The organism is Actinospica sp. (assembly GCF_035552695.1).
GTDB lineage: Bacteria > Actinomycetota > Actinomycetes > Streptomycetales > Catenulisporaceae > Actinospica.
In genome coordinates, this window is sequence record NZ_DASZKT010000043.1 from 38,857 (window position 1) to 65,471 (window position 26,615).

Consider the following 26,615-nt stretch of genomic DNA (forward strand, 5'->3'; position numbering starts at 1 on the left):
TGAATCGAGAACGAACGGCCTCGGCCCGGATCCGCACATCCGGGCCGAGGCCGTTCTCGAAAGCGCCGGGGGCTACTTGGTCAGCAGCTCCAGCGCCTGGTTGAAGGTGGCCGAGGGGCGCATCGCCGCGCCGGCCTTGGCCGGGTCGGGCTGGTAGTAGCCGCCGAGGTCGACCGGGGAGCCCTGGACCGCGATCAGCTCGTCCACGATCGTCTTCTCCTGCTCGGCCAGCCTCGCCGCCAGCGGGGCGAAGGCCTCGGCGAGCCGCGCGTCCGCGGTCTGCGCGGCCAGTTCCTGCGCCCAGTACAGCGCCAGGTAGAAGTGCGAGCCGCGGTTGTCGATCCCGCCGAGCTTGCGGCTCGGGGACTTGTCCTCGTTCAGGAAGGTCGCGGTGGCCCGGTCCAGGGTGTCCGCGAGCACCTGCGCCCGCGCGTTGCCCGCGGTGGTCGCGAACTGCTCGAAGCTGACCGCGAGGGCCAGGAACTCGCCCAGGCTGTCCCAGCGCAGGTAGTTCTCCTTGACCAGCTGCTGCACGTGCTTCGGCGCGGAGCCGCCGGCGCCGGTCTCGAACAGGCCGCCGCCGTTCATCAGCGGCACGACGGAGAGCATCTTGGCGCTGGTGCCCAGCTCCAGGATCGGGAACAGGTCCGTGAGGTAGTCGCGCAGCACGTTGCCGGTGACCGAGATGGTGTCCTCGCCGCGGCGGATCCGCTCCACCGAGAGCTTCGTCGCCTCGACCGGGGACAGCACCTTGATGGTCAGGCCCGCGGTGTCGTGCTCCGGCAGGTACGCGTCGATCTTCTTGATCAGCTCGGCGTCGTGCGCGCGGGTGGCGTCCAGCCAGAACACCGCCGGGTCGCCGGTGGCGCGGGCGCGGGTGACGGCCAGCTTCACCCAGTCGCGGATCGGCAGGTCCTTGGTCTGGCACATGCGGAAGATGTCCCCGGCCCCGACGGCCTGCTCGAGCACGGTCGCGCCCGACTCGTCCACCACGCGCACGGTGCCCGCGGCGGCGAGTTCGAAGGTCTTGTCGTGGCTGCCGTACTCCTCGGCCTTCTGCGCCATCAGGCCGACGTTCGGCACCGAGCCCATCGTGGCCGGGTCGTAGGCGCCGTGCGCCTTGCAGTCCTCGATGACGGCCTGGTAGACGCCCGAGTAGCTGCTGTCCGGCAGCACGGCGAGGGTGTCCGCCTCCTTGCCGTCCGGGCCCCACATGTGTCCCGAGGTGCGGATCATCGCGGGCATCGAGGCGTCCACGATCACGTCGCTGGGCACGTGCAGGTTCGTGATGCCCCGGTCGGAGTCGACCATGGCCAGCGCGGGTCCCTCGGCGATCTCGGCGTCGAACGAGGCCTTGATGTCGGCGCCGTTCGCCAGCGCGGCCAGGCCGTTCAGGATCCCGCCGAGGCCGTCGTTCGGGCTCAGGCCCGCGGCGGCGAGGTCGGCGCCGTACGCGGCGAAGGTCTTCGGGAAGAAGGCGCGCACCACGTGGCCGAAGATGATCGGGTCGGAGACCTTCATCATGGTGGCCTTCAGGTGGACCGAGAAGAGCACGCCCTCGCTCTTGGCTCGCGCGATCTGTTCGGCGAGAAAGCTCTCCAGCGCCGCGACGTGCATGACGGAGGCGTCGACGACCTCGCCCTCGAGCACCGGCACGCTCTGCTTGAGCACGGTCACGGCGCCGTCGGCGGCGACGTGCTCGATCCGCAGCCTGCCCGCGGCGGTCAGCGTGGCGGACTTCTCGGTGGACCGGAAGTCGTTCTCGCCCATCGTGGCGACTTCGGTCTCGGAGTCGGCCGACCAGGCGCCCATGCGGTGCGGGTGGGTCTTCGCGTAGTTCTTCACCGACGCCGGGGCACGGCGGTCCGAGTTGCCCTCGCGCAGCACCGGGTTCACGGCGCTGCCCTTGACCTTGTCGTAACGCGCGCGAATCTCGCGCTCCTCGTCGGTCTTCGGCTCGTCCGGGAAGTCCGGCAGCGCGTAGCCCTGGCTCCGCAGTTCGGCGACGGCGGCCTTGAGCTGCGGCACCGAGGCGGAGATGTTCGGCAGCTTGATGATGTTCGCGCCCGGGGTGGTGGCCAGCTCGCCGAGCTCGGTCAGCGCGTCGCCGATCCGCTGGCCTTCGTTCAGGTACTCGGGGAAGAGGGCGAGAATGCGCCCGGCGAGCGAGATGTCGCGGGTCTGCACGGTGATCCCGGCGGTCGAGGCGTAGGCCTGGACGATCGGCAGGAACGAGTACGTCGCCAGCGCCGGCGCCTCGTCGGTGTGCGTGTAGATGATGGTGGAATCTGTCACCGGGTGCTCCGCTCGGCTGAGGACTTCGCTATTTTCTCGACATCAAGATACCTCAGTCCCCGGGGCTCGGCGTACCGGGCGCCGCACCGGCCCGCGGCCCGGGCTCAGCCGTCCGGCGCGGCCAGCCGGCGCTCCGCCTCGGCCAGCTCGAAGGCGCCGATCCGCCGGTACAGGTCCACGGCCGCGCGCAGGTTCTCGGCGGCCGCCGCCGGGTCTCCGAGCCGTTCCCGGCAGCGTGCCATCCCGTCCAGTGCGTGGGCCTGGTCGATCAGCATGCCCGCCTCCAGGGTGAGCTGCAGGGCCTCGCCGAAGCGGTCGAGCGCCGCCGCCGGTTCGTCCTGGTCGAGGGCGACCGTGCCCAGGCGGTTCAGCGTCGCGGCGAGCCCCTGGGGGTCGTCCAGCTGCCCGCGGTAGATCCCCAGCGCCCGCTCCATCAACGCGAGGCCCTCGTCGGCGGCGCCGGTCAGATAGCGCGCGAAACCGAGTTCGCGCATGAGCTCCATCTGGGTGTACAGGTGCGCGCCTTCGGCCTCGACGTCCGCATAGCCGCGTTCGAGGTACTCGATCGCGCAGTCCAGGTCGCCGGCGTTGGTCCGGGCCGGACCGGCGAAGGCCATCACCATGGTCACCCCGGTCTCGTAACCGAGCTCCTCGTAGATCGCGAGGGCGCCGCGGTATCCCGCGTGGGCCTGTTCGTGCTCGCCCCGCATGCTGTCGATGTTGGCCAGGTTGAGGAGGGAACCCGCCTCGACCTGGGGATAGCCGTACTCGCGGCTGATGGCCAGGCAGCGCACTGCGTGCTCCGCCGCGCTCGCGATCTCGCCGTCGTTGATCTCCTCGCGGGCGAGGGAGTTGAGTACGAACGCCTCCAGATGCGGGAGGCCGAGTTCCCGGTAGAGCCGCGCCGCGATGTCGTGCTGCAGCCGGGATTCCTCCTTCTGGTACAGCAGGTCGTGGCACTGGCCGAGCGCGAGTCTGATCTCGGCCTCCGCGTAGCGGTCGCCCAGCTCCAGCGCGATCGGCAGGGCGAGTTCGTGCAGCGCCATCGTCTCCGCGGGCCTGCCCTGGTTGTAGGAGAGCTGTCCCAGCCGGTACAGGGCGTCGGCCTCGCCGGGTCGGTGCCCGAGCTCCCGGCAGATCCGCAGGGCCTGCTCGGCCGACTGCGCCGACCGGTCGAACTCGCTCCGCCCGATCTGCCTGAGCATCTGGCTCAGGTTGCACAGCGAGTTGGCCTGCGCGAGCCGCTCGCCCAGTTCTTCGGCGGTGCGCGCGGCGGTCTCGTGCAGCTGCACGGCCTGCGACCAGGGGCCGTCCTGCAGCAGATAGCCCGCCAGCGCCGCCGTCAGGTCGATCCGGCGCTCCGGCGGGGTGCTGACGTCCGACACGGCGGCGAGCAGATTCGCCCGCTCCGCCCGGAACCAGGACAGCGAACCCGCCAGATCGAGTAGTTCGGGGGTCGGGCCGGACGGCTCCGGGAAGTGGTGGGCCCGCCAGCGGGTCCCGGCCGCCTGATGCAGGGCGGCGGTCCACCCGGTGTGCTGGTAGTAGCCGAGCAGCCGCTCCCGGGCGGCGCGGGCCTGATCGCCCGCGCGGTCCATCAGGGTCCGGACATAGGCTCGCACCAGGTCGTGCAGGCCGTAGCGGTCCGTGTGCTGGCGGTTCAGCAGATTGCGCTCGACCAGCGCGTCCAGCAGGCGCCGGGCCGTCGCCAGGTCCAGGTCCGCCAGGTTCGCGGCGCCGTAGGCGTCGATGTCGGGGCCCGCGGCCAGGCCGAGCAGGATCAGCAGGCCGCGCTCCGGCTCGGGCAGGGCCGCGAGCGAGGAGTCGAATACGGACCGCAGATCGCGCTCCCCGTCGGTCAGCCCGCCCAGCCGCCGGTCCTCGTCGCCGAGCTCGGCGACCAGGTCCTCGACGGTCACAGCGTCCTGATGGCGCAGCCGCGCCGCGACGATGCGCAGGGCGAGCGGGAGGCGGCCGCACAGCTCGGCCAGCTCGCGCAGGGCGGGGGAGTCGGTCAGCCGGTGTCGCGGACCGGCGACCTTGCCGAGCAGGGCCAACGACGCCGCCTCGCCGAGGACGTCCATGGTCATCGTCCTGGCCTGCTCGAGTCCGGCCAGCCGGTTCCGGCTGGTGACCAGCACGAGGCAGCCCGGAGCGCCCGGCAGCAGCGGGCGGACCTGCTCGGGGTCCGCCGCGTTGTCCAGCACGATCAGCGTTCTGCTCTCGGCCAGCCGGCCGCGGTAGAGCGCCGAGCGTTCCGCCGGCTCGGCCGGGACCGCCCCCGGCGGCACGCCGAGCGCGCGCAGCAGGTAGGCGAGCGCGTCCGCGGCGGGGACGGGTTCGCTGCCCGGCGAATGGCCGCGCAGGTCGATGAACAGCTGGCCGTCCGGGAAGCGGTCGGCGAGGCGGTGCGCGGCGTGCACGGCCAGCGCGGTCTTGCCGATGCCGCCGAGCCCGTCGAGCGCCGAGATGACCAGCGTGCCCGAGGACTGCCGCGCCGACCGGACCAGCTCGGACAGCTCCGCGTCCCGGCCGGTGAACGTGCGCGTGTCCGCCGGGAGCTGGCGAGGGGCGTCCGGGTTCGACGGGAGCGCGAGCGCGGGGTCGCCGCGCTCGATCGCATCGCGCAACTCGCGCAGTTCCTTGCCCGGCTCCAGGCCCAGTTCTTCGCGCAGGGACTCCTGGTACGCGTCGTACTCGGCAGCGGCGTCGTCCGGTTGCCCGGCGCGGTGGAGCGCGAGCATCAGCTGGCCGCGAAACGCCTCGTGCCGAGGATGCTCCGGGATCAGCGCGCGCAGCTCCTCGATCAGCTCGTGGTGACGGCCGAGATTGAGATCCGCCTCGTTCCGGCCCTGCAGCGCCTGGACGTGCGTCTCCTCGAGCTCGCGGACGCGCGGGTCGTCGGCGAGCGCCGGGATGTCCGCGAGCGGTCTGCCGCGCCACAGGCCGAGCGCCTCGCCGAACCGCCGGGACGCCTCGGCCCACGACCGCGCGGCCAGCGCCCGGCGGCCGGCCGTGTACTTCTCGGCGAAGACGTGCAGGTCGAGTTCGCCCGGCTCGACCCGGACCAGGTACCCGGGCGGCACGGCCCGGATGCGGTCCTCGTCACCGAGGGCTTTTCGCAGCCGCGTGATCTGGTTGTACAGCGGCATCGCGGCCTCCTGCCGGGAGGACTCGCGCCACAGCAGCTCGGTCAGCGCCTCCGCCGAGACGGGCTCGCCGGCGTGCAGCAGCAGCATGGCCAGCAGCGTCCGCCGCCGCGCACCACGCAGGGTGATCGAGTCGGAGTCGTCGAGCACTGACAATGACCCGAGCAGATTGAAGCGCATGAGCGGGATCTAAGCACCTATCCCCGCTGGCCGTCGTGCCGGGCCTCAGCCGGAGCTCGGCCGCCGCTCAGCCGCCGAGTGCGGCGAGCCGCTGCTCGGCCTCGCCGAGCTCCGCGAGCCGCATCGAGCGGTAGAGCCGGACCGCCTCGCGCAGCGGCTCCAGCGCGGCCGTAGGGTCGCCGAGCAGCACCCGGCAGCGCGCGACGCCGTCCAGGCTCCGGGCCTCGGCGACGGTACGGCGGATTCGGCGTGCGAGCGGCAGCGCCTGATCGAAGCGGGCGAGTGCGGCCTGCGCGTCGCCCGCTTCGAGGGCGGCAAGACCCAGGTAGACCAGCGCGTCCACCTCGCCCGGCGGGTCGTCCAGCGTTCCCCGGTGCGCGTCGAGCGCCCGCAGGATCAGCTCGCTGCCTCCGGGGTCGCCGGCCCGGATGCGCGCCCAGCCGAGCTCGCGGTCGACCTCGACGTCGCCGTACCTGCTCTCCACGGACGCGTAGTGCTGCCGCGACTCCTCGAGCAGCTTGATCCCCGCGAGCGGGTCGCCCGCCGCGACGCGGAGCCGGCCAAGATGCTCGGTGATGACGGCCCGACCGAGCGGATAGTCGAGCTGGTCGAACAGCCGGTATGCGCGGTTCAGCGCCTCTCCCGCCTGTTCGTACTCGCCGCACACCGTGTGGATCATGCCGAGACCGTCCAGCGAGGCGCCCTCGCCCACCCGCTGGTCGAATTCGCGGTTGATCTCGACCGCGCGCACGAGCGCTTCGTGCGCCTCGTCGTGCTCGCCGAGATCGAGCAGGACGTAGCCGAGCTTCTGCAGCGCGGTCGCCTCGGCCTGGCGGTTGCCGAGCTCACGGTGGATCGCCAGCGTCGCCCGGCACGCCTCCACCGCCTCCGCGTTGCGCCCGAGCATCCGTACGGTGTCGGCGATCGACTGCAGCGCCAGGGCCTCGCCGTGCCGGTCGCCGATCTCCCGGAACACGTCGAGGGCCTCCCGCTCGGGGACCAGCGCCGCGTCCAACTCGTGCATGTGGGTCAGCACCCGGCCGGTGCGGAACAGCGCGTCGGCCTCGCCGGGCCGGTTGCCGACCTCGCGGTAGAGCCCAAGCGCCCGGCCGAGCAGTATCTTGGACCGCTCGTACGCCCCCGGCTGTGCGAGGAGCGTGATGATCTGGGCCAGGTTGCGCAGCGCGTCGGCTCGGCTCTGCGTGTCGCCCAGCGCCGCCGCCTCGCGTTCCGCCTGCTCCTGCAGCGCCACCGCTTCCGCCCAGGGGCCGTCGAGCTGGAGCAGCGAGGCGAGTCCGAGGGCCAGATCGATGCGGCGCTCCGGCGGCACGGCGGCATCGGCGACCGCGGCGAGCAGGTCGGCCCGCTCCGTGCGCAGCCAGGCCATCGCCCGGGCCATGGAGTCGAGTTCGGGGCTCGGGCCGAAGCTCGTGACCGCTTCCCGCCAGCGGATCGCGGTCGCGTGGTGGCGCGACGCGGTCCACGTCGCGTACCGGTAGTAGTCCGCCAGCCGGTTCCGCGCCGCGCCCGCCTCGTCGCTCGCGGCGTCCATCAGTGTCCTGGCATATGCGCGTACGAGGTCGTGCATGCCGTACCGGCCCTCGGCCTGCTGGATCAGCAGGCTGCGATTCAGCAGCGAGTCCAGCAGGCGTGCGGCCGTCTCGGTGTCCGTGTCGAGCAGGTTCGCCGCCGCGTACGCGTCGATCTCCGGGCCGGGCAGCACACCGAGCAGCCGCAGCGTCCGCTGCTCCGGCTTCGGCAGGTGCGCGTAGGAGGACTCGAAGACCGAGGTCAGGTCGCGCTCGCCGTCGGTCAGGTGGCCCAGGCGCACGTCCTCGTCGCGCAGCTCGGCGAGCAGGTCCTCGACGCGCAGAGCACTGCTGTGCCGCAGCCGGGCCGCGACGATCCGCAAGGCCAGCGGCACGAACCCGCAGAGCGCGGCCAGCTCGCGGACCTCCGGCGAGGCGTCGAGCGTGCGCTCGCGTCCGGCGGCCCTGACGAGCAGGGCGACGGCCTCGTCGGCGCCGAGGATGTCGAGGGTGAGCGAGTGTGCGTCGGTCAGCCCGGCCAGCCGGCCGCGGCTGGTGATCAGCACGAGGCAGCCGCGGGTTCCGGGAAGCAGCGGACGCACCTGCTCGCCGTCCGCCGCGTTGTCCAGCACGATCAGGGTTCTGCTGTCGGCGAGCGTCGTCCGGTACAGCTCGGCGCGCTCGGCCACGCCGTCCGGAATCCGCTGCGCCGGCGTGCCGAGCGCGCGCAGCAGATAGGCGAGCGCCTGCCCGGGGTCCACCGGGTCGGCTTCGTGCGCTGCGTGCCCGCGCAGGTCGATGAACAGCTGCCCGTCCGGAAAGCGGTCGGCCACGTGGTGCGCGGCGTGCACGGCCAGCGCGGTCTTGCCGATCCCGCCCATGCCGTCCAGCGCCGAGATGACGACGGCACCCGAGGCGCGCCCCGCAGCGGCGATCAGTTCGGCCAGCTCCGCCTCCCGACCGGTGAACGCGCGCGTGCTGGTCGGCAGTTGGCGCGGGGCGTTCGGATTCGGCGGCAACGAGAGCGCGGGGTCTCGGCGGACGATCGCGACACGCAGCTCACGCAGGGCCGCACTCGGCTCGAGGCCGAGGTCGTCGAGCAGTGACTCCTGATACGCGTCGTACTCGGCCGCGGCATCCTCCGCCTGCCCGGAACGGTAGAGCGCGAGCATCAGCTGGCTGCGAAACGCCTCATGCCGCGGATGCTCCACGATGAGCTCACGCAACTCGCCGATCAGCTCGTGGTGACGGCCGAGTTGGAGCTCCGCCTCGATCCGCCCCTGCAGCGCCTGGACTCGAGCCTCCTCCAATTCGCGGACCCGCGGGATTCCGGTGAGCGCCGGGATGTCGGCCAGCGGCCGGCCGCGCCAGAGCCCGAGCGCAGTGCCGTAGTGCCGGGCCGCGTCGGACCACTTCCGGTCCGCGAGCTTCCGGCGGCCGGCCGCGCACTCCTCGGCGAACACGTGCAGGTCGAGCTCGCCGGGCTCGACCCGGATCGAGTACCCGGGCGGCACCGCGCGGATCAGGTTCTCGTCGCCGAAGACCTGCCGGAGCCGCTTGATCTGGTTGTACAGCGCCATCACGGCGCCCTGTCCGGAGCCCTCGCCCCAGAGCAGGTCGATGAGCGCCTCCGCCGAGACGGGTTCGCCGGCGTGCAGCAGCAGCACGGCGAGCAGCGTCCGCCGCTGCGCGCCGCGGAGCACGACCGGGCCCGCGGCATCGGCCACCGACAGCGATCCGAGCAGGGTGTATCGCATGGGGCTCGCCTCCTTCAGTTCTCCAGCGCGGCGAGCCGCTCCTCCGCCTCGGCCAGCTCCGCGAGCCGCATCCGCCGGTACAGCCGCACCGCCTCGTCCAGCGGCTCACGCGCCGCCGCGGGCTCGCCGAGCATTTCGTGGCAGCGCGCCACGCCGTCCAGCGCGTAGGCCAGCGAGAAGCCGCGCCGCCAGTTGCGCGCCCGCGACACCACCTCGTCGAAAATCTTGAGCGCGGCCGCCGGATCGCCCTCGTCCTCGGCGATCCGGGCCAGGTAGACCAGGCAGTCGGTCTCGGCGGAGACGTCCGGCTGCACGTCCCGGCAGTGCTCCAGCGCCTGCTCGACCAGCCGCCGGCCCTCGGGATCGCCGGACAGGTGCAGCGCCCAACCGAGTTCGCGCACCGCGTGGTAGGTGTTGGCCGCCTCGGAGCCGGTCAGCTCGATGCTCCTGGAGCGCTCCAGGATGCGGATTCCCTCGGCCGGCTCGCCGGCGCGCACGCGGTCCTGGCCGAGCCAGGTGAGCGAGAAGGCCGTTCCGAAGCCGTAACCGAGGCTGTCGTAGACGGCGATCGACTCCGTCAGCTCGGCGTACGCCTGCTCGTGTTCGCCCCGCAGGGAGTGCAGGTGGCCGAGCGCGCCGAGCGCCGCCGCCGCCAGCTGGGCCTGGCCGTGCTCACGCGACGCGGCGAGCAGCCGGGTGAAGGTCTCCAAGGCCTCGGTCAGTTCGCCGAGTTCGTACTCGAGGTAGCCGAGGATGGTCCAGGTGGAGGCCTCCGCCTGGTCGTGGCCGAGCTCCCGGTAGATCGCTCCGGCCGCACGCGCGTAGCCCCGCGCCTCGTCGAAGTGGAACAGCGAATGCTCGAGCTGGGCCAGCGACTGCATGGTCAGCGCCTCTCCGTGCCGGTCGCCGAGCTCGCGGAACAGCTCCAGCGCCTGGGTCTGGATCGGCCGGGCCACCGCGTACTCGTCGCGCTGCCGCAGCACCTGCCCGAGCCGGCGCAGCGTGTCGGCCTCGCCCATCCGGTTTCCCGCGGCCCGGTACAGCTCGGTGGCCTGTTCGAGCACGAGCTTCGGCCGATCGCTTCCGGCCGGCTCCGACCACACGATGATCTGCGCTAGGTTGCGCAGCGCATCGGCCTGCGCGAGCCGGTCGCCGAGCTCCCGGGCGGTCTCGGCGGCCGCTTCGTGCAGCCGCGCGGCCTGCGGCCACGGGCCGTCGTGATGCAGCAGCACGCCGAGGGCGGAGGTGAGATCGACCCGACGGGCCGGCGAGGCGGCCGGGTGTTCGAGGGCGGCGAACAGGCACTCCCGCTCGCGGCGCAGCCAGACCTTGGCGGCGGGCAGGTCGACCAGGCCGGGTACCGGGCCGGGCTGCTCGGTCCGCGGATGCCAGCGGATCGCGCTGGGGAACAGCACCGACGCGGCCCACGCCGTGTGCTCGTAGTACGCGTACAGCCGGTCCCGCGCCCCGTTCGCCTCCGCGCCCTCGGCGTCGATCAGCGTCCTGGCATACGCGCGGACCAGGTCGTGCAGGCCGTACCGGCCCTCGGCGTGCTGGATCAGCAGGCTGCGATCGAGCAGCGAGTCCAGCAGCCGGACGGCCGTCTCGGGGTCCGTGCCGAGCAGGTTCGCCGCCGCGTACCCGTCGATGTCCGGTCCAGGCAGCACGCCAAGCAGCCGCATCGCCCGCTGCTCAGGCTCCGGCAGGTGCACGAAGGAGGACTCGAAGACCGAGGTCAGGTCGCGCTCGCCGTCGGTCAGCCGGTCCAGCCGCACGTTCTCGTCGCGCAGTTCGGCGAGCAGGTCCCCGACCGTCAGCACGCCGCCGTGCCGCAGCCGCGCGCCGACGATCCGCAGCGCCAGCGGAACGTATCCGCACAGCTCGGCCAGCTCGCGCAGCGCCGGGGAGTCGGCCAGCTCACGTTCCGGGGCGGCGACCCGGATGAGCAGCGCCACGGCCTCCGCCTCGCCGAGGATGTCCACGGTCAGCGCCCGCGCGCCCGCGAGATCGGCCAGCCGGCCGCGGCTGGTGATCAGCACCAGGCAGCCGGGCGCGCCCGGCAGCAGCGGCTCGACCTGCGCGCCGTCGGCGGCGTTGTCCAGCACGATCAGTGTTCTGCTGTCGGCCAGCCGGGACCGGTAGAGCTCGGCGCGCTCCGGCACCCCGGGCGGGATCGCCTGCGCGGGAACGCCGAGCGAGCGCAGCAGGTAGGCCAGCGCCTCCGCGCTGGACATCGGATCGACGTCCGGCGCGTGCCCGCGCAGGTCGATGAACAGCGCTCCGTCCGGGAAGCGGTCGGCCACCCGATGCGCCGCGTGCACGGCCAGCGCCGTCTTGCCGATCCCGCCCAATCCGTCCAGCGCCGTGATCACCAGCGCCCGCGCGGCGCCGCCCGCGGCCTGCGCCAGTTCGGCCAGCTCCGCGACCCGGCCGGTGAACGTGCGAGTGTCCGCGGGCAGCTGATGCGGCGCGTTCGGGTTCTGCGGCAGCACGAGAGCGGGGTCCCGGCGCACGATCGCGTCACGCAGCTCGCGCAGCTCCGCGCTCGGTTCGAGGCCCAGCTCGTCGAGCAGTGCCGCCCGGTACGCGTCGTACCCGGCGGTCGCGTCGTCGGGGCGTCCCGCGCGGTGCAGCGCGAGCATCAGCTGGCTGCGAAACGCCTCGCGCCTGGGGTGCTCCGCGGCCAGCGCACCGAGCTCGTCGAGCAGCTCGTGGTGACGGCCGAGGTTCAGGTCCGCCTCGATCCGCCCCTGCAGCGCCTGGGCGTACGTCTCCTCCAGCTCGCGCACCCGCGCGTCGTCGGCGAGCGCGGGGATGTCCGCCAGCGGCCGGCCCTGCCAGAGCTCGAGCGCCGCGCGGAATCGCCGGGCAGCCTCCGCCCACGCCTGCTCGCCCAGCTTCTGGCGGCCGGCCGCGTACTCCGCGGCGAAGACGTGCAGGTCCAGTTCCCCCGGCCGCACGTGGATCAGGTAGCCGGGCGGCACCGCGCGCACCCGGTCCTCATCGCCGAGCGCGTGCCGCAGCCGCATCACCTGAACGTGCAACGGCGTCATCGAAGACGCGTCCAGCGCCTCCGTCCCCCACAGCAGCTCCGCGAGCCGGTCCGTGGACACCGGCGTGCCCGCCTCCAGCAGCAGCGCCGCGAGCAGCGTGCGCCGCAGCCGGCCGGCCACCGGGATCGGGCCGGACTCGCCGTGTGCCGAAAGCGGACCGAGCAGCGCGAAGCGCACGCGACCTCCAGTGTGGGAAATCCTGAAGTCATCCTGAGCCGTGATGCTATCCGTACGTGGGCGGGTGCGGGCAGGGTGCGACCACCACCATTCCCGCTGTCACCAGTCTCACAGCCGGCCCGGCACGAACCCGGGGTCGCGGCGGAGTAACGTTACCGGCGGGAAACCCCGCCAAAGCCCCCAGACTTCGAAGCAGAAGAAGGCGTCACGACATGACTCGCACCCCCGTCAACGTCACGGTGACCGGCGCGGCCGGCCAGATCGGTTACTCGCTGCTGTTCCGCATCGCGTCCGGCCACCTGCTCGGGCCGGACGTCCCGGTCAGCCTGCGCCTGCTCGAGATCACCCCGGCGCTCAAGGCCGCCGAGGGCACCGCGATGGAGCTCGACGACTGCGCCTTCCCGCTGCTGCGCGGCATCGAGATCACCGACGACCTGAAGACCGCGTTCGACGGCACCAACGTGGCGCTGCTGGTCGGCGCGATGCCGCGGAAGGCCGGCATGGAGCGCGGCGAGCTGCTCTCCGCCAACGGCGGCATCTTCAAGCCGCAGGGCAAGGCCATCAACGACCACGCGGCCGACGACATCCGGGTCCTGGTCGTGGGCAACCCGGCGAACACCAACGCGCTGATCGCCGTGAGCAACGCCCCCGACGTGCCGAAGAGCCGGTTCACCGCGATGACCCGCCTCGACCACAACCGCGCCATCGCGCAGGTGGCCAAGAAGACCGGCGCGGCCGTCGGCGAGATCAGCAATCTGACGATCTGGGGCAACCACTCGGCGACGCAGTACCCGGACCTGTTCAACGCCAAGGTCAACGGCAAGAACGCGGCCGAGATCATCGACGACCAGGCCTGGCTGGAGGGCGACTTCATCCCGACCGTCGCCAAGCGCGGCGCCGCGATCATCGAGGCCCGCGGCCTGTCCTCCGCGGCCAGCGCCGCCTCCGCCGCGCTCGACCACGTGCGCACCTGGTTCCAGGGCACCGCCGAGGGCGACTGGACCTCGATGGGCATCGTCTCGGACGGCTCGTACGGCGTCCCGGAGGGCCTGGTCTCCTCGTTCCCGGTGACCACGAAGAACGGCGACTTCGAGATCGTCCAGGGCCTGGAGATCAACGAGTTCTCCCGCGGCCGCATCGACGCCTCGGTCGCCGAGCTCGCCTCCGAGCGCGACGAGGTCGTCAAGCTCGGCCTGATCTGACGGTTCGACAGAACCTCGGCGCGGCCCGCCTCTCCGAAGTTCTTCGGAGCCAGGCGGGCCGCGCCGTCTTTCGGTTCGATAACGCCGCTTGCCCTGGTGCGCAGGTATGCGTTTGTCTGGCGCGGTCCGCGTTCGTAGACAACGAATACTCATCGGGGGAGCAGCACTCTCATGTCGAATCCGTACGACCAGAATCCGGGGCAGCAGCAGTACGGTCAGCCGCCGCAGTTCGGCGCGCCCGCGCCGCAGCAACCGCAGCAACCACAGCAACCACAGCAACCGCAGCAGCCGCAGCAGCCGCAGTACGGCCAGGCGCCGCAGTACGGCCAGCAGCCGCAGGACGCGCCCGCCTGGGGGCAGCCGGGCACCCAGCCGGCGCAGCAGGCCTACCCGGACCCGAACGCGAACCCGTACGCGGCGGGCAACCCCTACGCCGCCGGCAACCAGTACCAGCAGCCGTACGGCGGCGTCCCGATGCAGCCCGGCCAGCCCGCCAAGCAGCGCGGCCGCGGCGCCGCGGGCTTCTTCGCGGTGCTCTTCGGCACCGTGTTCGGCCGCGTCGCGATAGGCCTGGTGGTCGCGGGCGGCATCGCGGTGTACCACTTCGCCACCGCCGACCCGGCGCAGCGCAACTCCACCGGCCAGGTCAGCCAGTCCGGGAACCTGGCCGCCACCGACCTGCACGTCGGCGACTGCTTCGACGCGCCGACCGGCACCGGGGGCATCTCGTCGGTCAAGGCGATCCCGTGCACGCAGGCGCACGACTCGCAGGTGTACGCGGAGCCGTCGATCTCCGAGTCCACCTTCCCGGGCGCGAGCACGCTGCAGAGCGAGGGCCAGACCGCGTGCAACGCGAATTCCGCGACGTCCGCGGTCTCCTCGTCCGCGCCGTCCTCGCTGCAGGGGCAGATCTACTATCCGCAGGACGCCTCGACGTTCGCCGAGCAGAGCTACTTCATCTGCTCGATCTCGTCCTCCAGCGCGAACCTGACCCAGTCCTACGTGAGCTGACCAGCCGGCGGCGGACAACTCCAGGGTGAACGCGGTGCTCGGGCCACTCAACAGCAGGCCCGAGCACCGTAGACTGGACCCATGGCCCCATCGCCTCCGTCGGAGTGCAATAGACCCGGCGGCTCGCTCCCGATAGCCGGGGAGAAGAGCCGGTGAACGCGACACTGATCTCCTGCCTTGTCGTCCTCGCCCTGATCATGATCGAGGCGCTCTTCGTCGCCTCGGAGATCGCACTGGTCTCGCTGCGCGAAGCCCAGGTCCAGGAGCTCGCCGAGTCCGGCCGCCGCGGCGCCGTCGTCGCGCGCCTGGTGCGCGACCCGAACCGCTTCCTGGCCACCGTGCAGATCGGCGTGACGCTGACCGCCCTGCTCTCCTCGGCGTACGGCGCGACCACGCTGTCCGAGGACGCCAAGCGGGCCCTGCAGACCACCGGCCTCGGCTCCGGCCTGGCCGGCTTCGTCGGCCTGGTCGGGGTGACCATGGTGATCTCCTTCGTCACGCTGGTGATCGGCGAGCTCGCGCCCAAGCGGCTGGCCATGCAGCGGATCGAGGCCACCGCCCGCGCCGTCGGCCCCTTCGTGAACGGCATGTCAACGCTCTGCCGCCCGGTGATCTGGCTGCTCTCGGCGTGCACGGACGTGGTCGTACGGCTGTTCGGCGGCGACCCCTCCGCCGCGCGCGAGCAGGTCAGCGAGTCCGAACTGCGCCGCATGGTGGCCGACAACACCTCGCTGAGCAAGGACGAGCGCAGGCTGATCGACGAGGTCTTCGGCGCGGGCGACCGGCAGCTGCGCGAGGTGCTCGTGCCGCGTACCGAGGTCGTCTTCCTGGACGCGTCCACGCCGGTCCCCGAGGCCGCCGCCGAGATAGCCCGCTACCCGCACTCGCGGTACCCGGTCATCGACGAGAGCGCGGACAACGTCGTCGGCTTCGTGCACGTGCGCGACCTGCTCAGCCCGGACGCCGCCCAGCGCGCCGGCCAGGTCGCCGAGCTGACCAGGCCCGCACTGTTCCTGCCGGGCACCAAGCACGTGCTCGACGCCCTGTCCGAGATGCGCCGCGACTCGTTCCACCTGGCGATCGTGGTCGACGAGTACGGCGGCACCGCGGGCATCGTCACGCTGGAGGACCTGGTCGAGGAGGTCATCGGCGACATCCGCGACGAGTACGACAGCGCCCGCTCCGACGTGATCCGGCTGCGCGGCGGCGGCCTGGACCTGTCCGGTCTCGTCAACCTGGAGGACGCGGCCGAGGTGATCGGCGTCGGGCTGCCCGAGGGCCCGTACGAGACGCTCGCCGGCTTCCTGATAGCGCAGCTCGGCCGGCTGCCGGAGGTCGGCGACGAGGTCGGCTGGGACGGCCTGCGGCTGACCGTGCACTCGATGGACGGCCGCCGCGTCTCCCGGGTCCGGATCGAGCAGGTCGGAGACAAGCCCGCGCCGGAGGCGCAGCCCCCGCAGGCCACCGCGGCGGCCCCGGCCCCAGCACCCCAGCCGCCGGTGATAGCCGACCACTAGCCGAGCACCACTTACGAAAGCCGACCGTACAATAGCGTCGGAGGCCGACCCGCGCCTTCCGCAGCCAGTCGCGCCAGCGGATCCGCGAAGGCTAAAATCACTGCGTCGGCGGCCGACACCCGCCTTTCCGCAGCCAGTCGCGCCAGCGGATCTGCGAAAGCTAAGGTACTGCCATGTCCACGGACCTCACCACCTCGGAGCCGGCGCGCACTCGTCCGCGCGTGCTCAGCGGGATCCAGCCCACCGCCGACTCGTTCACCCTCGGGAACTACCTGGGGGCGGTCCGGAACTGGGTGGCCATGCAGGACGACTACGACGCGTTCTACATGGTCGTCGACCTGCACGCGATCACGGTCGAGCAGGACCCGGCGACGCTGCGCCGGCGCACCCGGGTGGCCGCCGCGCAGCTGCTGGCCGCCGGGCTCGACCCGCAGCGCTGCGCCCTGTTCGTGCAGAGCCACGTGCCCGAGCACGCGCAGCTCGCCTGGGTGATGAGCTGCCTCACCGGCTTCGGCGAGGCCTCCCGGATGACCCAGTTCAAGGACAAGTCCGCCAAGCAGGGCTCCGGCACGGCGAGCGTGGGCCTGTTCACCTACCCGATCCTGCAGGTCGCCGACATCCTGCTGTACCAGGCGAACTACGTGCCGGTCGGCGAGGACCAGCGGCAGCACCTCGAGCTCAGCCGCGACCTCGCGCAGCGCTTCAATACGCGCTATGGCAAGACGTTCACCGTGCCGGAGCCGTACATCGTCAAGGACACGGCGAAGATCATGGATCTTCAGGATCCGACCGCGAAGATGTCCAAGTCGGCCGAGTCCCCGGCCGGGCTGATCGAACTGTTGGCCGACCCGAAGGTCAACGCCAAGAAGCTGAGGTCGGCGGTGACCGACACCGAGCGGGAGATCCGCTTCGACGAGCAGGTCAAGCCCGGTGTGTCCAACCTGCTGCGCATCTACGCGGCCCTCGGCGACCGGACGATCCCCGAGCTCGAGCAGGAGTACGTCGGCAAGGGCTACGGCGACCTGAAGAAGGACCTCGCCGAGCTGGTCACCGACACCTTCACCCCGTTCAAGGAGCGCACCGAGCAGTTCCTCGCGGACGAGGGCAAGCTGGACGCCATCCTCGCCGAGGGCGCGGACAAGGCGCGGGCCGTCGCGGCCGTGACCCTGGCCGAGGTCTACGAGCGGATCGGCTTCGTACCGCGGTGACGACCATCGGGATATTGCTGGACATTCCGGAGCCTTACGGGTCCGAGCTACGGGACCGGCGGGCCTCCTACGGCGACGACCAGGCCGAGTTCGTGCCCACGCACGTGACGCTGCTGCCGCCGACCGAGGTGGACGACGAGGTGCTCCCGGAGATCGAGGAGCACCTGGGGAAGGTGGCGGGCGCGACGTCTCCCTTCCGGATGCTCCTCGCCGGCACCGGCACCTTCCTGCCCGTCTCCCCGGTCGTGTTCGTGCAGATATCCCGCGGCCTCGCGGAGTGCGAGGCCCTGGAGGCCAAGGTGCGCGACGGTGTGCTGGAGCGGGAGTTGCAGTTCCCGTACCACCCGCACGTGACCGTGGCGCACGATCTCGACGAGCCGAGCCTCGAGCTCGCGATGCGGGATCTGGCGGATTATCAGGCGGAGTTCGACCTCGATCGGCTCAAGCTGTACGAGCAGTGCCCGGAGGGCAACTGGCGTGTGCTGCGCGAGTTCGCGTTCGAGGACCCGGGGGACTGACGACACTCCGTATTCACCTGGTGCGCCGCCGCGGTCTATAAGCTCGAAGGGTGCAGCTGTCGATTCCGCGCGTGCTCGTCGAGCGTTATCTGAGGATTTCCGAGCGCGTCGAGCGCACCCGCGTCTACCGCTCATATCACCGGTACGGCGTACAGCGCGGCGCCAGGCTCGCCGCGGCGATGACGTACTCCGCGTTCCTGTCGATCTTCCCCGCGCTCGTCCTCGCGCTCGCGATCGCCACGGTCTTCCTCGGCGACAGCGGCGTGGCGAAGGTCAACAACTACATCGCCAAGCAGTTGCCGGGGCTCGGGGACGAGTTCTCCCTGAACGGCGTCGTCGCGAACGCGGCCACGGTCGGCGTGATCAGCGGTGTGATTCTCCTCTGGTCGGCCCTGAGCTGGGTGAACACGGCCCGCGGCAGCATGCGGATGATCTGGGGCGTGGACGACATGCCCGGCAACTACTGGGTCAGGAAGGTCTTGGACCTGGTCTCGCTCGCGGGCCTCGCGATCACCCTCGCGATCGTGTTCGCGGCCTCGAGCCTGACGACCGGCTTCGCCGAGACCGTGCTGAAGTGGATAAACGTCGAGGACTCCACCGGCGCCAAGCTCGCGCTGCAGGCGCTCGGCGTCGTGATCAGCGTGATCGCGCAGACCGCGATGTTCGCGTACCTGCTCTCCGGCATCCCGCGGCTGTACATGCCGCGCTGGATCCTGCTGCGTACGGCGTTCGTCGCGGGCCTGGTCTTCGAGGTGACGAAGGGCCTGCTCACCTCGTACGTCACGCGGGTGGCCTCGAAGTCCCTCTACGGCGCGTTCGGCGTCCCGATCGCGATCCTCGTCTGGCTCAATCTCACCTTCCAGATGCTGCTGGCCCTCTCCGCCTGGACGGCCACCCGCACCGAGGACGAGCTGGCCCGCCGCAGCGGCGCCGAACGACCGTTGACCACGGTGCGAATCTCTGACTAAAGTCAGAGAATGCAGCAGACGTTCGTCGCCAGCGTGCGCCGCTTCAACCGCACCGTCACCCAGCGCGCCGGCGCGCTGAACGACGCCTTCCTGTCGCGAAAGCGCCCGCTCGGCCAGGCCCGCGTGCTCTGGGAGATCGGCGAGGCCGGCCCCGGCGGCTGTGAAGTACGCGCCCTGCGATCCGACCTCGATCTCGACTCCGGCTATCTGAGCCGGCTGCTGCGCGCCCTGGAATCCGACGGCCTCGTCGAGGTCGTCACGGACGAGAGCAGCGACGGCCGAGTCCGGTTCGCCCGGCTCACCGCGACCGGCATGGCCGAGCACAAATACCTGAACCAGGCCTCCGACGAGCTCGCCGCGGAGATCCTCGCGCCGCTCAACGAAAAGCAGCGCGAGCGCCTCGTGACCGCGATGGCAGACGTGGAGCGCCTGCTGACGGCGTCCCAGGTCGAGATCGCCGTCACCGACCCGCGCCTCCCGGTCGCGCGCCACTGCCTCACCACGTACTTCGAGGAGTTGGCGACACGCTTCGACAGCGGTTACGACCCGGCCCTCGGCATCTCCGCCAGCGACCCCGAGCTGACGATGCCCGCGGGCCTGCTGCTCGTCGCCACCCTGCACGGCGCCCCCGTCGGCTGCGGCGCCCTCAAGTTCGGCCCCGACGCCACCGCCCACATCAAGCGCATGTGGGTGGACCGCAGCGCACGCGGCCTGGGCCTCGGCCGCAGACTACTCGCGGAACTCGAGACACAGGCGGCGAGCCACGGCGTCAGCGTGCTGCGTCTCGATACCAACAGGGTTCTGACAGAGGCGATCGCCATGTACCGCGCCGCGGGCTACCGTGAGGTCGACCGCTTCAACGAAGAGACGTACGCCAACCACTGGTTCGAAAAGGTCCTCTAAGTTGCCGATGCCGATCTACCACATCGCCCAAGCCGCCGACTGGCAGCGCGCCCAAGCCGAGGGCGAATACCGCACCTCCACACGCGGCCGCTCCCTGGACGACCAAGGCTTCATCCACGCCAGCGACCTCCACCAGCTCCTGCCGACCGCCGACCTCGTCTACGCCGACGAGGACCCCGCGAACCTCATCGTCCTCGTCATCGACCCGGCCAAGCTTCCCAGCGGCGTCGACGTGAAGTACGAACCCGTCCCCGGCGCCCCCGACCCCTTCCCGCACATCTTCGGCCCGATCACCCCCGCGTCCGTCACCGTGACCTTCGCGCTGACGAAGGACGAGCAAGGCGGATTCCGCCGCGCGTGACTGCTTTGCGCAGCTCGGCGGTCATTTCGTCACGCTCGCTCGCCGAGCCGATGTGGTCGAAGAATCCCCACATCTCGAGCTCGTGGTACTGCCGATACAGCGCGAGGCGCTCCGGTAGGGACGGGCCCAGCGCTGATTCGCCGCCCAAACCGGCGATCAGTCCGTCGACCTTCGTCCGTGAGCCGCGGATGGCGAACCAGTCGGTCTTGGCGACGTCCGACACGGGGTCCGCGGCGATCGCGGTCTCCATGTCGATCAGCCCGCTGATGCTCCATCGGCTGCCGTCGCGCCGCGTCACGAGGACGTTGTTCTCATGGAAATCGTTATGGCACAGGGCGGGCCGCTTGCAGAGATCGAACAAGGAGGCATGGTCGGCGAAGTGTCGGCCCAGTGCCGACCAGAGCGACTGGGAGCCGCCACGTGTCGCGTACTGTTCCAGGTGCCGCTCGACAGATCCCAGGATGTACTCGGCATTCGTCGTTGCCGGATCGAGGATCTCCGTCGTGATGTAGCCGAACGCGTCCATGCTGATCGCGTGCACCGAGGCGAGTAGCTCGCCCATTTGGCGGTAGACGTCGAACAGTTCGTGCTCCGCCATCGCCCCGGCGACCGTTGAGAGCGGCACCCCTTCCATCATCGTCATGACGGTGCACGGACGGGCATCCAGATGCACCGAGGCCGCCTCGGAGTGCCAGATCTCTGGAATCGGTGCCACGCCGTGCCGGTCGAGGAGCTCGTAGATGTCGAGTTCCTTGGCCCGCTTCCACCGTTCCTCCGACGGGTACACCTTGACGATCGCCGGCTCCGAGCCGTCGACGAACCGCACGCCGAATACGTCCGAGATCCTGCCCCCGTGTACTTCGCCGATGTCCGCGATACGACGATCCGGCAGGACCTCGGCCAGTAGCTGCTTGACTCCGGCCGTCATCCGGCCGCCGTCGAGATCTCCGCTCACGTCGCGATCGTAGATGTCACGGCGACTTCCCGACGAGCGTTTTTCGCGCGCTTGGTGACTTGTCCGACGAGGAGTCGGGCGGGCTGCTCGCGGGTGGGCGGGGGATGGGGGCGGGGATCGGCGGGGCGACGGTTGAGGTGGAGGTCGCGGGGGTCAGGGTGTTCGCGAAGCGGATTCCGCTGACGGACGTCGAGATGCTGCCGGCGAACTGGATGGCGACCAGGAACGTCTTCGGGCTGCCGGCCTTCTTGGATTCGCGCACTTCGATGCGCATTTCCACAACGTCCTGACGGACGGGGATCAGGTCTACTTCACCGACTTCGGGCTCGCGACATGCGATGACTTCTCGCTGTCGGCGGCCGAGCGCGGGTTCCTCGACGCGCACCGGGACTACGACTCCGCGTACGTCTACGCGGGTCTGGCAGTCAAGTCGATCGACAAGGTGCGGGGCGATAATCAGAACCTTGAGTTCCTGCGCGCGTGGATCGCAGGGGACGTCGACAGGTCGGGGATGACGACGCGTGACGCGGCGCTGGTTGACCGGTATGCGCCGCTCGGCGTGCTGACGCTGGAGTTCCATCGTGAGCTGGGTGGGGGCGATAAGGCCGCGAAGCGGTGGCCGGGGGAGGCGGTCGCGAAGGCGTTGGCCGGGCTGACCGCTTGTTGAATGTGACTTGCTGAATCCGGCTTGTTGAATGCCGCCGCCTACCGGGAGCCCAATGGGTGAGGGCTCCCGGCCGATGCAGCGTGCAGAGATTATGCGTTAGACGGCCCGAGGAACAGACACCGTCAAACCTGCGGTCAGCGCGTCCACCGCGCGGCGAGCTCGCTTCGGGAACGTATTGCCAGCTTGCGGTAGATCGACGCGAGGTGCGTTTCGACCGTGCGTACGCTGACGAAAAGGCGAGCGGCGACCTCGCGGTTGGTCTGCCCGGCCGAGACGAGGTCGGCCACCTGGCGTTCGGTGGGGGTGAGTGCGGCGGCGCCGCTGCCGTCGCCGCCGCGTCGCCCCTTGCCGAGTTCGGCCCGCACGAGATCGATGAAGGGTACGGCGCCGATGGTCTCGAAGCAGTTCAGGGCCTCGTCCAGTGCGCGGCGGGCCTCGGTCCTGGCCTTTCGGCGGCGCTGGATCTGGCCCAGGGCAAGGAGACTGCGGCCCAGTTCCACGCGGAACGGGCTTGTCCGGTGCGCGGCGACGGCGGCCTCGAGCGAGACGCCGGCCGCGTCCAGGTCACCGGCGGCGGCCAGGGCCAGGCCTTCGACGCGTCGCCCGATGCCGACGAGCGTCGGCCGGCCCGCCTCCCCGCCGATCTCCAGCAGCTCGTCGGCAACGGCTCTCGCCTCGTCCAGCCGGCCGAGACTCATCAGCGCCTGGCCGAGATTGCCTTCGAGCCGACCGCGACGGCCCGGTTCGCGCACGCCCGAGTCGCGCGCCTTGGCATAGGCCGGACCGAGCAGGTCGGCGGCCGCCTCGTCGTCGCCGTCGAGCAGCGCTGCCAGACCTTTGATATTCGTGATCACGGGGCCGCCGGCCGGCCACTTCTCGATCACCGGCCGCGTTGTGGCGACGTCCCCGTTGAGCAGGGTGAGCAGGGCTTCGGCAGCGCTCAGCGCGACCGGCGTGGTGGTGCCCTCCGGCAGTAGCGGCACGCCCACGTCGAGCGCCTCGCGCGCCGCGGAGAGCTGACCGGACCAGATCTCGGTGAGTGCGAGGTGGCCGTAGAGCGAGGGCAGCATCGAATCCTCGCCGCGATCCCGGACGCCGCCGATCGACGCGCGCAGCGCCGCGCGGGATCGGCCGAGATCGTCCACATCCTTATACCAGCAGGCCAGGACGGTCTCGGCACGATTGCTGGATACGACATATGGCAGGTCGCGTTGCAGCTCCTCGATGCGGCGCAGCACGTCGAACGCGATGCCCTCCGCCGATTCCAGCCGCGCGAACGCCAGGTAGATCAGCGCCGTGCACAACGCCGCGCCGTCCGCGTCGGCACCGACCCTGTCGAACAACTCGAGTGAGCGATTCGCCAGGACCGCGCGCGGGGTGCCGAGTCCGTCGCCGACATCCGCGGCCAGCGCCAGGACGACGGCCCTGGTGTGCGGATCCAGCGCCGGATCGGCGACAAGCGGCGCCACCAGGCGTTCTGCCGCCTCAGGGCTCTGCGTCCACCACGTGGCCTCGACCAGCACCGGCAGCGCGTGGCGACGTCCCGGTGCGTCGGATCTCCAGGCCAGGTCGGCGTTTCGGCGTGCGCGCTCGTAGTCGGCGGCACGCAGATTCTGCTCGGCGGCGATGCGCAGCCGGCGGCAACGGCTCTCGACGTCGGCCGCGGGAGTGCAGTCCGCCGCACGCTCGGCCAACTCCGCCGCCGCTCGCACCGCACCGCGCACTCCCGCCGCGTGCGAACCGGCCTCCAGCGCCGCGGAGACCTTCGCATCGCCCTCCCCGTCCCAGGCGCGCAATATGTGCCGGGCACGTTGTTCCGGGTCCTCGACCAGGACCGCGAGCCTTCGGTGCGCGGCGGCCCGGCTCAGCGGCGGCATGACCTCGACGACGGCCGCGCCCAGCAGCGGATGGGCCGCCCGAAGCCGCCCGGCGGTGACGGCCACCACCCCGGCACCGACCGCGCGGTCGATGGCCGCGTCGACGTCCCGCACGGTCAACGCCAATGCCCGGCGCGCCAACGCGATCGACGGCTGATCGAGCAGCGCGACCGTGCGCAAGACCTCGTGCGCCGCCGACTCCAAGGCGTTCAATCGCCGGGTGACGAGCGTTGAGAGGGAGCGCGGCACCGGCATCTCAGGGTTGGCGGAGGCCGAGCCCGTGCCACGGCTGCGCGCGAGTTCCGCGCCGATCTCCAGCGCCCAGAAGGGATTTCCCGCCGTCCGCGCGGCGATCCCGGCCACGGTGCTCGTGGGCAGATTCAGAGCGAGCCGGTCGGCCAGCATCGATCCGATCGGCGCCGCATCGAGCGGGCCTACGTGCAGGCGCTGCACGGCGTTCAGCGGAATCTCGTCGTGCGCGGCGAGTGCCTCCGCGCTGGCCCCGTCGTCGCCGATGCCGCCAGCACCGCCGATGTCGCCGACGCCGCCGATCGTGCGGCGGGTGGCCAACAGGCGGATCGGCGCGGAGGTGAGTCTGCGCAGCGCGAACCAGAGAGCGTCCACGGTCGCGGCATCCAGCCACTGCAGATCGTCGACCGCCAACAGCACCGGCCGAAGCGTGCACAGCGATCGCAGCACATTGAGCGTTCCCGCGCCGACTTCACGCGGCCCGACCGGCGCCGACGGAGCCCGCCGAAGCAAGGCCGCGTCCACCGCGGACCGCTGCGGCTCCGGCAGGCTCGCCAGCACATCTTCGGGTACCGGATCGATCAGGTCCAACAGGCCGGCGAACGAAAGCCCGTTCTCGCCGGGCGACCCGCGCGCGGACAGCACCGTCCAACCGTCCGCGCGCGCGGCCGCGATTCCGGCCGACCAGAGTGCCGTCTTCCCGACCCCCGGCTCGCCCTCGACCACGAGCGCCCTCGCGCCCGCATCGGGTTCGATCAACAGTTCGCGTATGGTCGCGAGCTCCACACTCCGGCCGAAGACGCGTCTGTCTGGGAGCCGCTGTTCGCCAGGTACCCCCCTGGATTGCACATCAGAACTCTACCTGCGGCGTCCCCTGCTCGTCGCGGATATTCCGAACCCCGGCTGGTCGGGCGTGTCGGCCTAGAGCGCGGCCTCGAGGTACGTGCCGTACTCGAAGCTGCCGGTGTTGGTGTCGGTGAAGTAGCCGCCGAACATCGTGGGCAGGGCTTCGTTGGGCGAGCCGCCGAGGACGTACGTGTACTGCTGAACGCCGGACCCGCGCTCCTTCGGCCGGGTGAGGCGGAGGATGTTGTCGTTGCCGTCCCAGGAGCCGCTCAGGGTCTCGGTCAGGCCGTAGTCGGTCAGCGTGGCGACGACGGCGCCGCTGGTCACGCTGTCGATCACGAGCGTGCCGGTGAAGCCGTCGCTGTTCCAGTTGTAGCTGCCGACGATGCTGCTGCCGGCGGCGTTGGTGGTGACGGTGGGCCTGGTGGTCGCCGCGGACGCAGCCGTCGCCGCGAGGCCGGTGATCGCCAGCACCGAGGCGCCGACCACGACCTTGTACTTCGTGTTCATACTCGTAATCCCCTCCGAGATGGTGTGCAGTTCGTGCACACCAGAACCATAGGAAGGGCGCGAGCCCGCTGAATCCGTGGAACTACGCAGATTCGCCCGGGATCAGTTCGTCGATCAGGGTACGTACCCGCCGCTCGATCTCGTCGCGGATCGGGCGCACGGCCGCGATGCCCTGGCCGGCCGGGTCGTCGAGCACCCAGTCGAGGTAGCGCTTGCCCGGGAAGTAGGGGCACGTGTCGCCGCAGCCCATGGTCACGCACACATCCGACTCCCGCACGGCGTCCGGCGTGAGGATCTTCGGCTGCTCGGCCGAGATGTCGATGCCGACCTCCTTCATCGCCTCGATCGCGACGGGGTTGACCCGGTCCGCGGGAGTGGAGCCGGCCGAACGCACCTCGATGCGGCCCGCGCCGAGGTGATTGAGGAACCCGGCGGCCATCTGCGAGCGACCCGCGTTGTGCACGCACACGAACAGCACACTGGGCTTGTCGGTCATGAGGAACTCCTGGTGGCGACGGGAGTACGGGTCCGCGCTGCGGCCGCGGGCGACGCCGGGGCGTTGGCTTCGGGGAAGAGGGCGACGACGATCAGGGCACCGATTCCCGCGCCGAGCAGTTGCGCGAGGACGAATCCGGGCACTGAGGACGGCTTGATCCCGGCGAAGCTGTTCGTGAATGCGCGGGCGATGGTCACGGCCGGATTGGCGAAGCTGGTCGAGGAGGTGAACCAGTACGCGGCGCCGATGTACGCACCGACCGCTGCCGGGGCGTGCCCGCCGCGGCCGGTCCGGGCCAGCGCGAAGATCAGCAGGATGAGACCCGCGGTGGCGACCACCTCGCCGAGCCAGAGATGTCCGCCGGACCGGGCGTGCGTCGAGGTGGTGGCGGCGGGCAGCGCGAACATCAGGTTCGCGAGCACCGCGCCGCCGATCCCCCCGACGATCTGCGCCACGACGTAGACCATGACATCGCGCCCCGTGGCGCCGATACCGGAGCGGCGGCCCAGCACGTAGTCCACAAGAGTCACGACGGGGTTGAAGTGCGCGCCGGAGACGGGGGCGAGCACCAGGATGAGCACGGCCAGGCCGAGGGCCGTCGCCGTCGAATTCTCCAGCAGTTCGAGCCCCACCTGGCCCGGCGACAGGCGAGCGGCCATGATCCCGGAGCCGACCACGACCGTCACCAGCAGGCCCGTGCCGAGCGCCTCGGCCAGCGCGCGACGGGCCAGGTCCCTAGTCATCGCGGGCCCGCGACGGCCACTCCGTCGGTCGCCAGCAGCGAGCCCAGCCGGCCGAGCGCGTCCGGCAGCACCCAGTAGTAGACCCACGTGCCGCGCCGCTCGCAATCGATCAGCCCCGCCTCGCGCAGCACGCGGAGGTGATGGCTGATCGTCGGCTGGGAGACGTCGAACGGACCGGTCAGATCGCACACGCACGCCTCGCCGCCCTCGAACGACGCGATGAGTGACAGCAGCCGCAGCCGCACCGGATCCGCGAGCGCCTTGAACGTCCCGGAAAGCGACTTCGCAGCGTCCTCGGTCAACGGCTCGCGCACCATCGGCGTGCAGCACGCGGGGGGCTGGAGGACCGGCAGCTCTTTCTTCGACACATGCCTATGTTGACAGCCATCAATCCAGAGGGCAAGCTCGGCTGCATAGACATCCGTCTATTCAAGGAGAGGTGTC

19 protein-coding genes are annotated in these 26,615 nt (G+C 71.1%); 8 read left to right on the forward strand and 11 right to left on the reverse strand.

The window, feature by feature from the left end:
- Positions 1-72: 72 nt before the first annotated feature.
- The 4 genes from VG296_RS06945 to VG296_RS06960 all read right to left on the reverse strand — a co-directional run bounded on the left by VG296_RS06945 (position 73) and on the right by VG296_RS06960 (position 12,140).
- The gene (locus VG296_RS06945) at positions 73-2,295 is read right to left on the reverse strand and encodes an NADP-dependent isocitrate dehydrogenase (protein WP_325564279.1); all 2,223 of its coding nucleotides are present in this window, start codon (positions 2,293-2,295) and stop codon (positions 73-75) included.
- 104 nt (positions 2,296-2,399) lie between these two features.
- Positions 2,400-5,624, reverse strand: a complete 3,225-nt coding sequence (locus VG296_RS06950; RefSeq protein WP_325564281.1) for an AfsR/SARP family transcriptional regulator — start codon at positions 5,622-5,624, stop codon at positions 2,400-2,402.
- 67 nt (positions 5,625-5,691) lie between these two features.
- Entirely contained in the window at positions 5,692-8,910 is a 3,219-nt protein-coding gene (locus VG296_RS06955) for an AfsR/SARP family transcriptional regulator (protein WP_325564283.1), read from the reverse strand.
- 14 nt (positions 8,911-8,924) lie between these two features.
- The gene (locus VG296_RS06960; protein ID WP_325564285.1) at positions 8,925-12,140 is read right to left on the reverse strand and encodes an AfsR/SARP family transcriptional regulator; all 3,216 of its coding nucleotides are present in this window, start codon (positions 12,138-12,140) and stop codon (positions 8,925-8,927) included.
- Positions 12,141-12,352: 212 nt separating this feature from the next.
- On the opposite strand from VG296_RS06960, the gene VG296_RS06965 reads away from it, so the two are divergent.
- From VG296_RS06965 to VG296_RS07000, 8 genes are all read left to right on the forward strand, one after another.
- Positions 12,353-13,342 carry a malate dehydrogenase gene (locus VG296_RS06965; protein WP_325564287.1) on the forward strand — a complete coding sequence of 330 codons (990 nt, stop codon included), beginning with the start codon at positions 12,353-12,355 and terminating at the stop codon, positions 13,340-13,342.
- Positions 13,343-13,513: 171 nt separating this feature from the next.
- The gene (locus VG296_RS06970; RefSeq protein WP_325564289.1) at positions 13,514-14,353 is read left to right on the forward strand and encodes a hypothetical protein; all 840 of its coding nucleotides are present in this window, start codon (positions 13,514-13,516) and stop codon (positions 14,351-14,353) included.
- A 152-nt stretch (positions 14,354-14,505) separates the two neighbouring features.
- Positions 14,506-15,870, forward strand: coding sequence for a hemolysin family protein (locus tag VG296_RS06975; protein ID WP_325564291.1), 1,365 nt, complete (start codon positions 14,506-14,508; stop codon positions 15,868-15,870).
- A gap of 173 nt (positions 15,871-16,043) precedes the next feature.
- On the forward strand, positions 16,044-17,078 hold the full coding sequence (gene trpS, locus VG296_RS06980; protein ID WP_325564293.1) for a tryptophan--tRNA ligase: 1,035 nt from the start codon (positions 16,044-16,046) through the stop codon (positions 17,076-17,078).
- The gene (locus VG296_RS06985; RefSeq protein ID WP_325564295.1) at positions 17,075-17,596 is read left to right on the forward strand and encodes a 2'-5' RNA ligase family protein; all 522 of its coding nucleotides are present in this window, start codon (positions 17,075-17,077) and stop codon (positions 17,594-17,596) included. The genes trpS and VG296_RS06985 overlap by 4 nt, the downstream gene beginning before the upstream one ends.
- Before the next feature lie 50 nt (positions 17,597-17,646).
- Entirely contained in the window at positions 17,647-18,564 is a 918-nt protein-coding gene (locus VG296_RS06990) for a YihY/virulence factor BrkB family protein (protein ID WP_325564297.1), read from the forward strand.
- A 9-nt stretch (positions 18,565-18,573) separates the two neighbouring features.
- On the forward strand, positions 18,574-19,467 hold the full coding sequence (locus tag VG296_RS06995) for a bifunctional helix-turn-helix transcriptional regulator/GNAT family N-acetyltransferase (protein ID WP_325564299.1): 894 nt from the start codon (positions 18,574-18,576) through the stop codon (positions 19,465-19,467).
- 7 nt (positions 19,468-19,474) lie between these two features.
- Entirely contained in the window at positions 19,475-19,828 is a 354-nt protein-coding gene (locus tag VG296_RS07000) for a DUF952 domain-containing protein (RefSeq protein ID WP_325564301.1), read from the forward strand.
- On the opposite strand, the gene VG296_RS07005 is transcribed toward VG296_RS07000, so the two are convergent.
- The 7 genes from VG296_RS07005 to VG296_RS07035 all read right to left on the reverse strand — a co-directional run bounded on the left by VG296_RS07005 (position 19,773) and on the right by VG296_RS07035 (position 26,488).
- Positions 19,773-20,783 carry an aminoglycoside phosphotransferase family protein gene (locus VG296_RS07005; protein WP_325564303.1) on the reverse strand — a complete coding sequence of 337 codons (1,011 nt, stop codon included), beginning with the start codon at positions 20,781-20,783 and terminating at the stop codon, positions 19,773-19,775. The two genes, VG296_RS07000 and VG296_RS07005, sit on opposite strands and share 56 nt — an antisense overlap.
- Before the next feature lie 16 nt (positions 20,784-20,799).
- Entirely contained in the window at positions 20,800-21,363 is a 564-nt protein-coding gene (locus tag VG296_RS07010; RefSeq protein ID WP_325564305.1) for a hypothetical protein, read from the reverse strand.
- A gap of 221 nt (positions 21,364-21,584) precedes the next feature.
- The gene (locus tag VG296_RS07015; RefSeq protein WP_325564307.1) at positions 21,585-24,425 is read right to left on the reverse strand and encodes an AAA family ATPase; all 2,841 of its coding nucleotides are present in this window, start codon (positions 24,423-24,425) and stop codon (positions 21,585-21,587) included.
- Between the two features lie 72 nt (positions 24,426-24,497).
- Positions 24,498-24,971 carry a hypothetical protein gene (locus VG296_RS07020; protein ID WP_325564309.1) on the reverse strand — a complete coding sequence of 158 codons (474 nt, stop codon included), beginning with the start codon at positions 24,969-24,971 and terminating at the stop codon, positions 24,498-24,500.
- Between the two features lie 43 nt (positions 24,972-25,014).
- Positions 25,015-25,428 carry an arsenate reductase ArsC gene (locus VG296_RS07025; protein WP_325564311.1) on the reverse strand — a complete coding sequence of 138 codons (414 nt, stop codon included), beginning with the start codon at positions 25,426-25,428 and terminating at the stop codon, positions 25,015-25,017.
- Positions 25,425-26,171, reverse strand: coding sequence for an MIP/aquaporin family protein (locus VG296_RS07030; protein WP_325564313.1), 747 nt, complete (start codon positions 26,169-26,171; stop codon positions 25,425-25,427). Before VG296_RS07030 ends, VG296_RS07025 begins: the two co-directional genes overlap by 4 nt.
- A complete protein-coding gene (locus tag VG296_RS07035) occupies positions 26,168-26,488 on the reverse strand; it encodes a metalloregulator ArsR/SmtB family transcription factor (RefSeq protein WP_349259485.1) in 321 nt (106 codons plus the stop codon). The genes VG296_RS07030 and VG296_RS07035 overlap by 4 nt, the downstream gene beginning before the upstream one ends.
- Positions 26,489-26,615 lie beyond the last annotated feature (127 nt).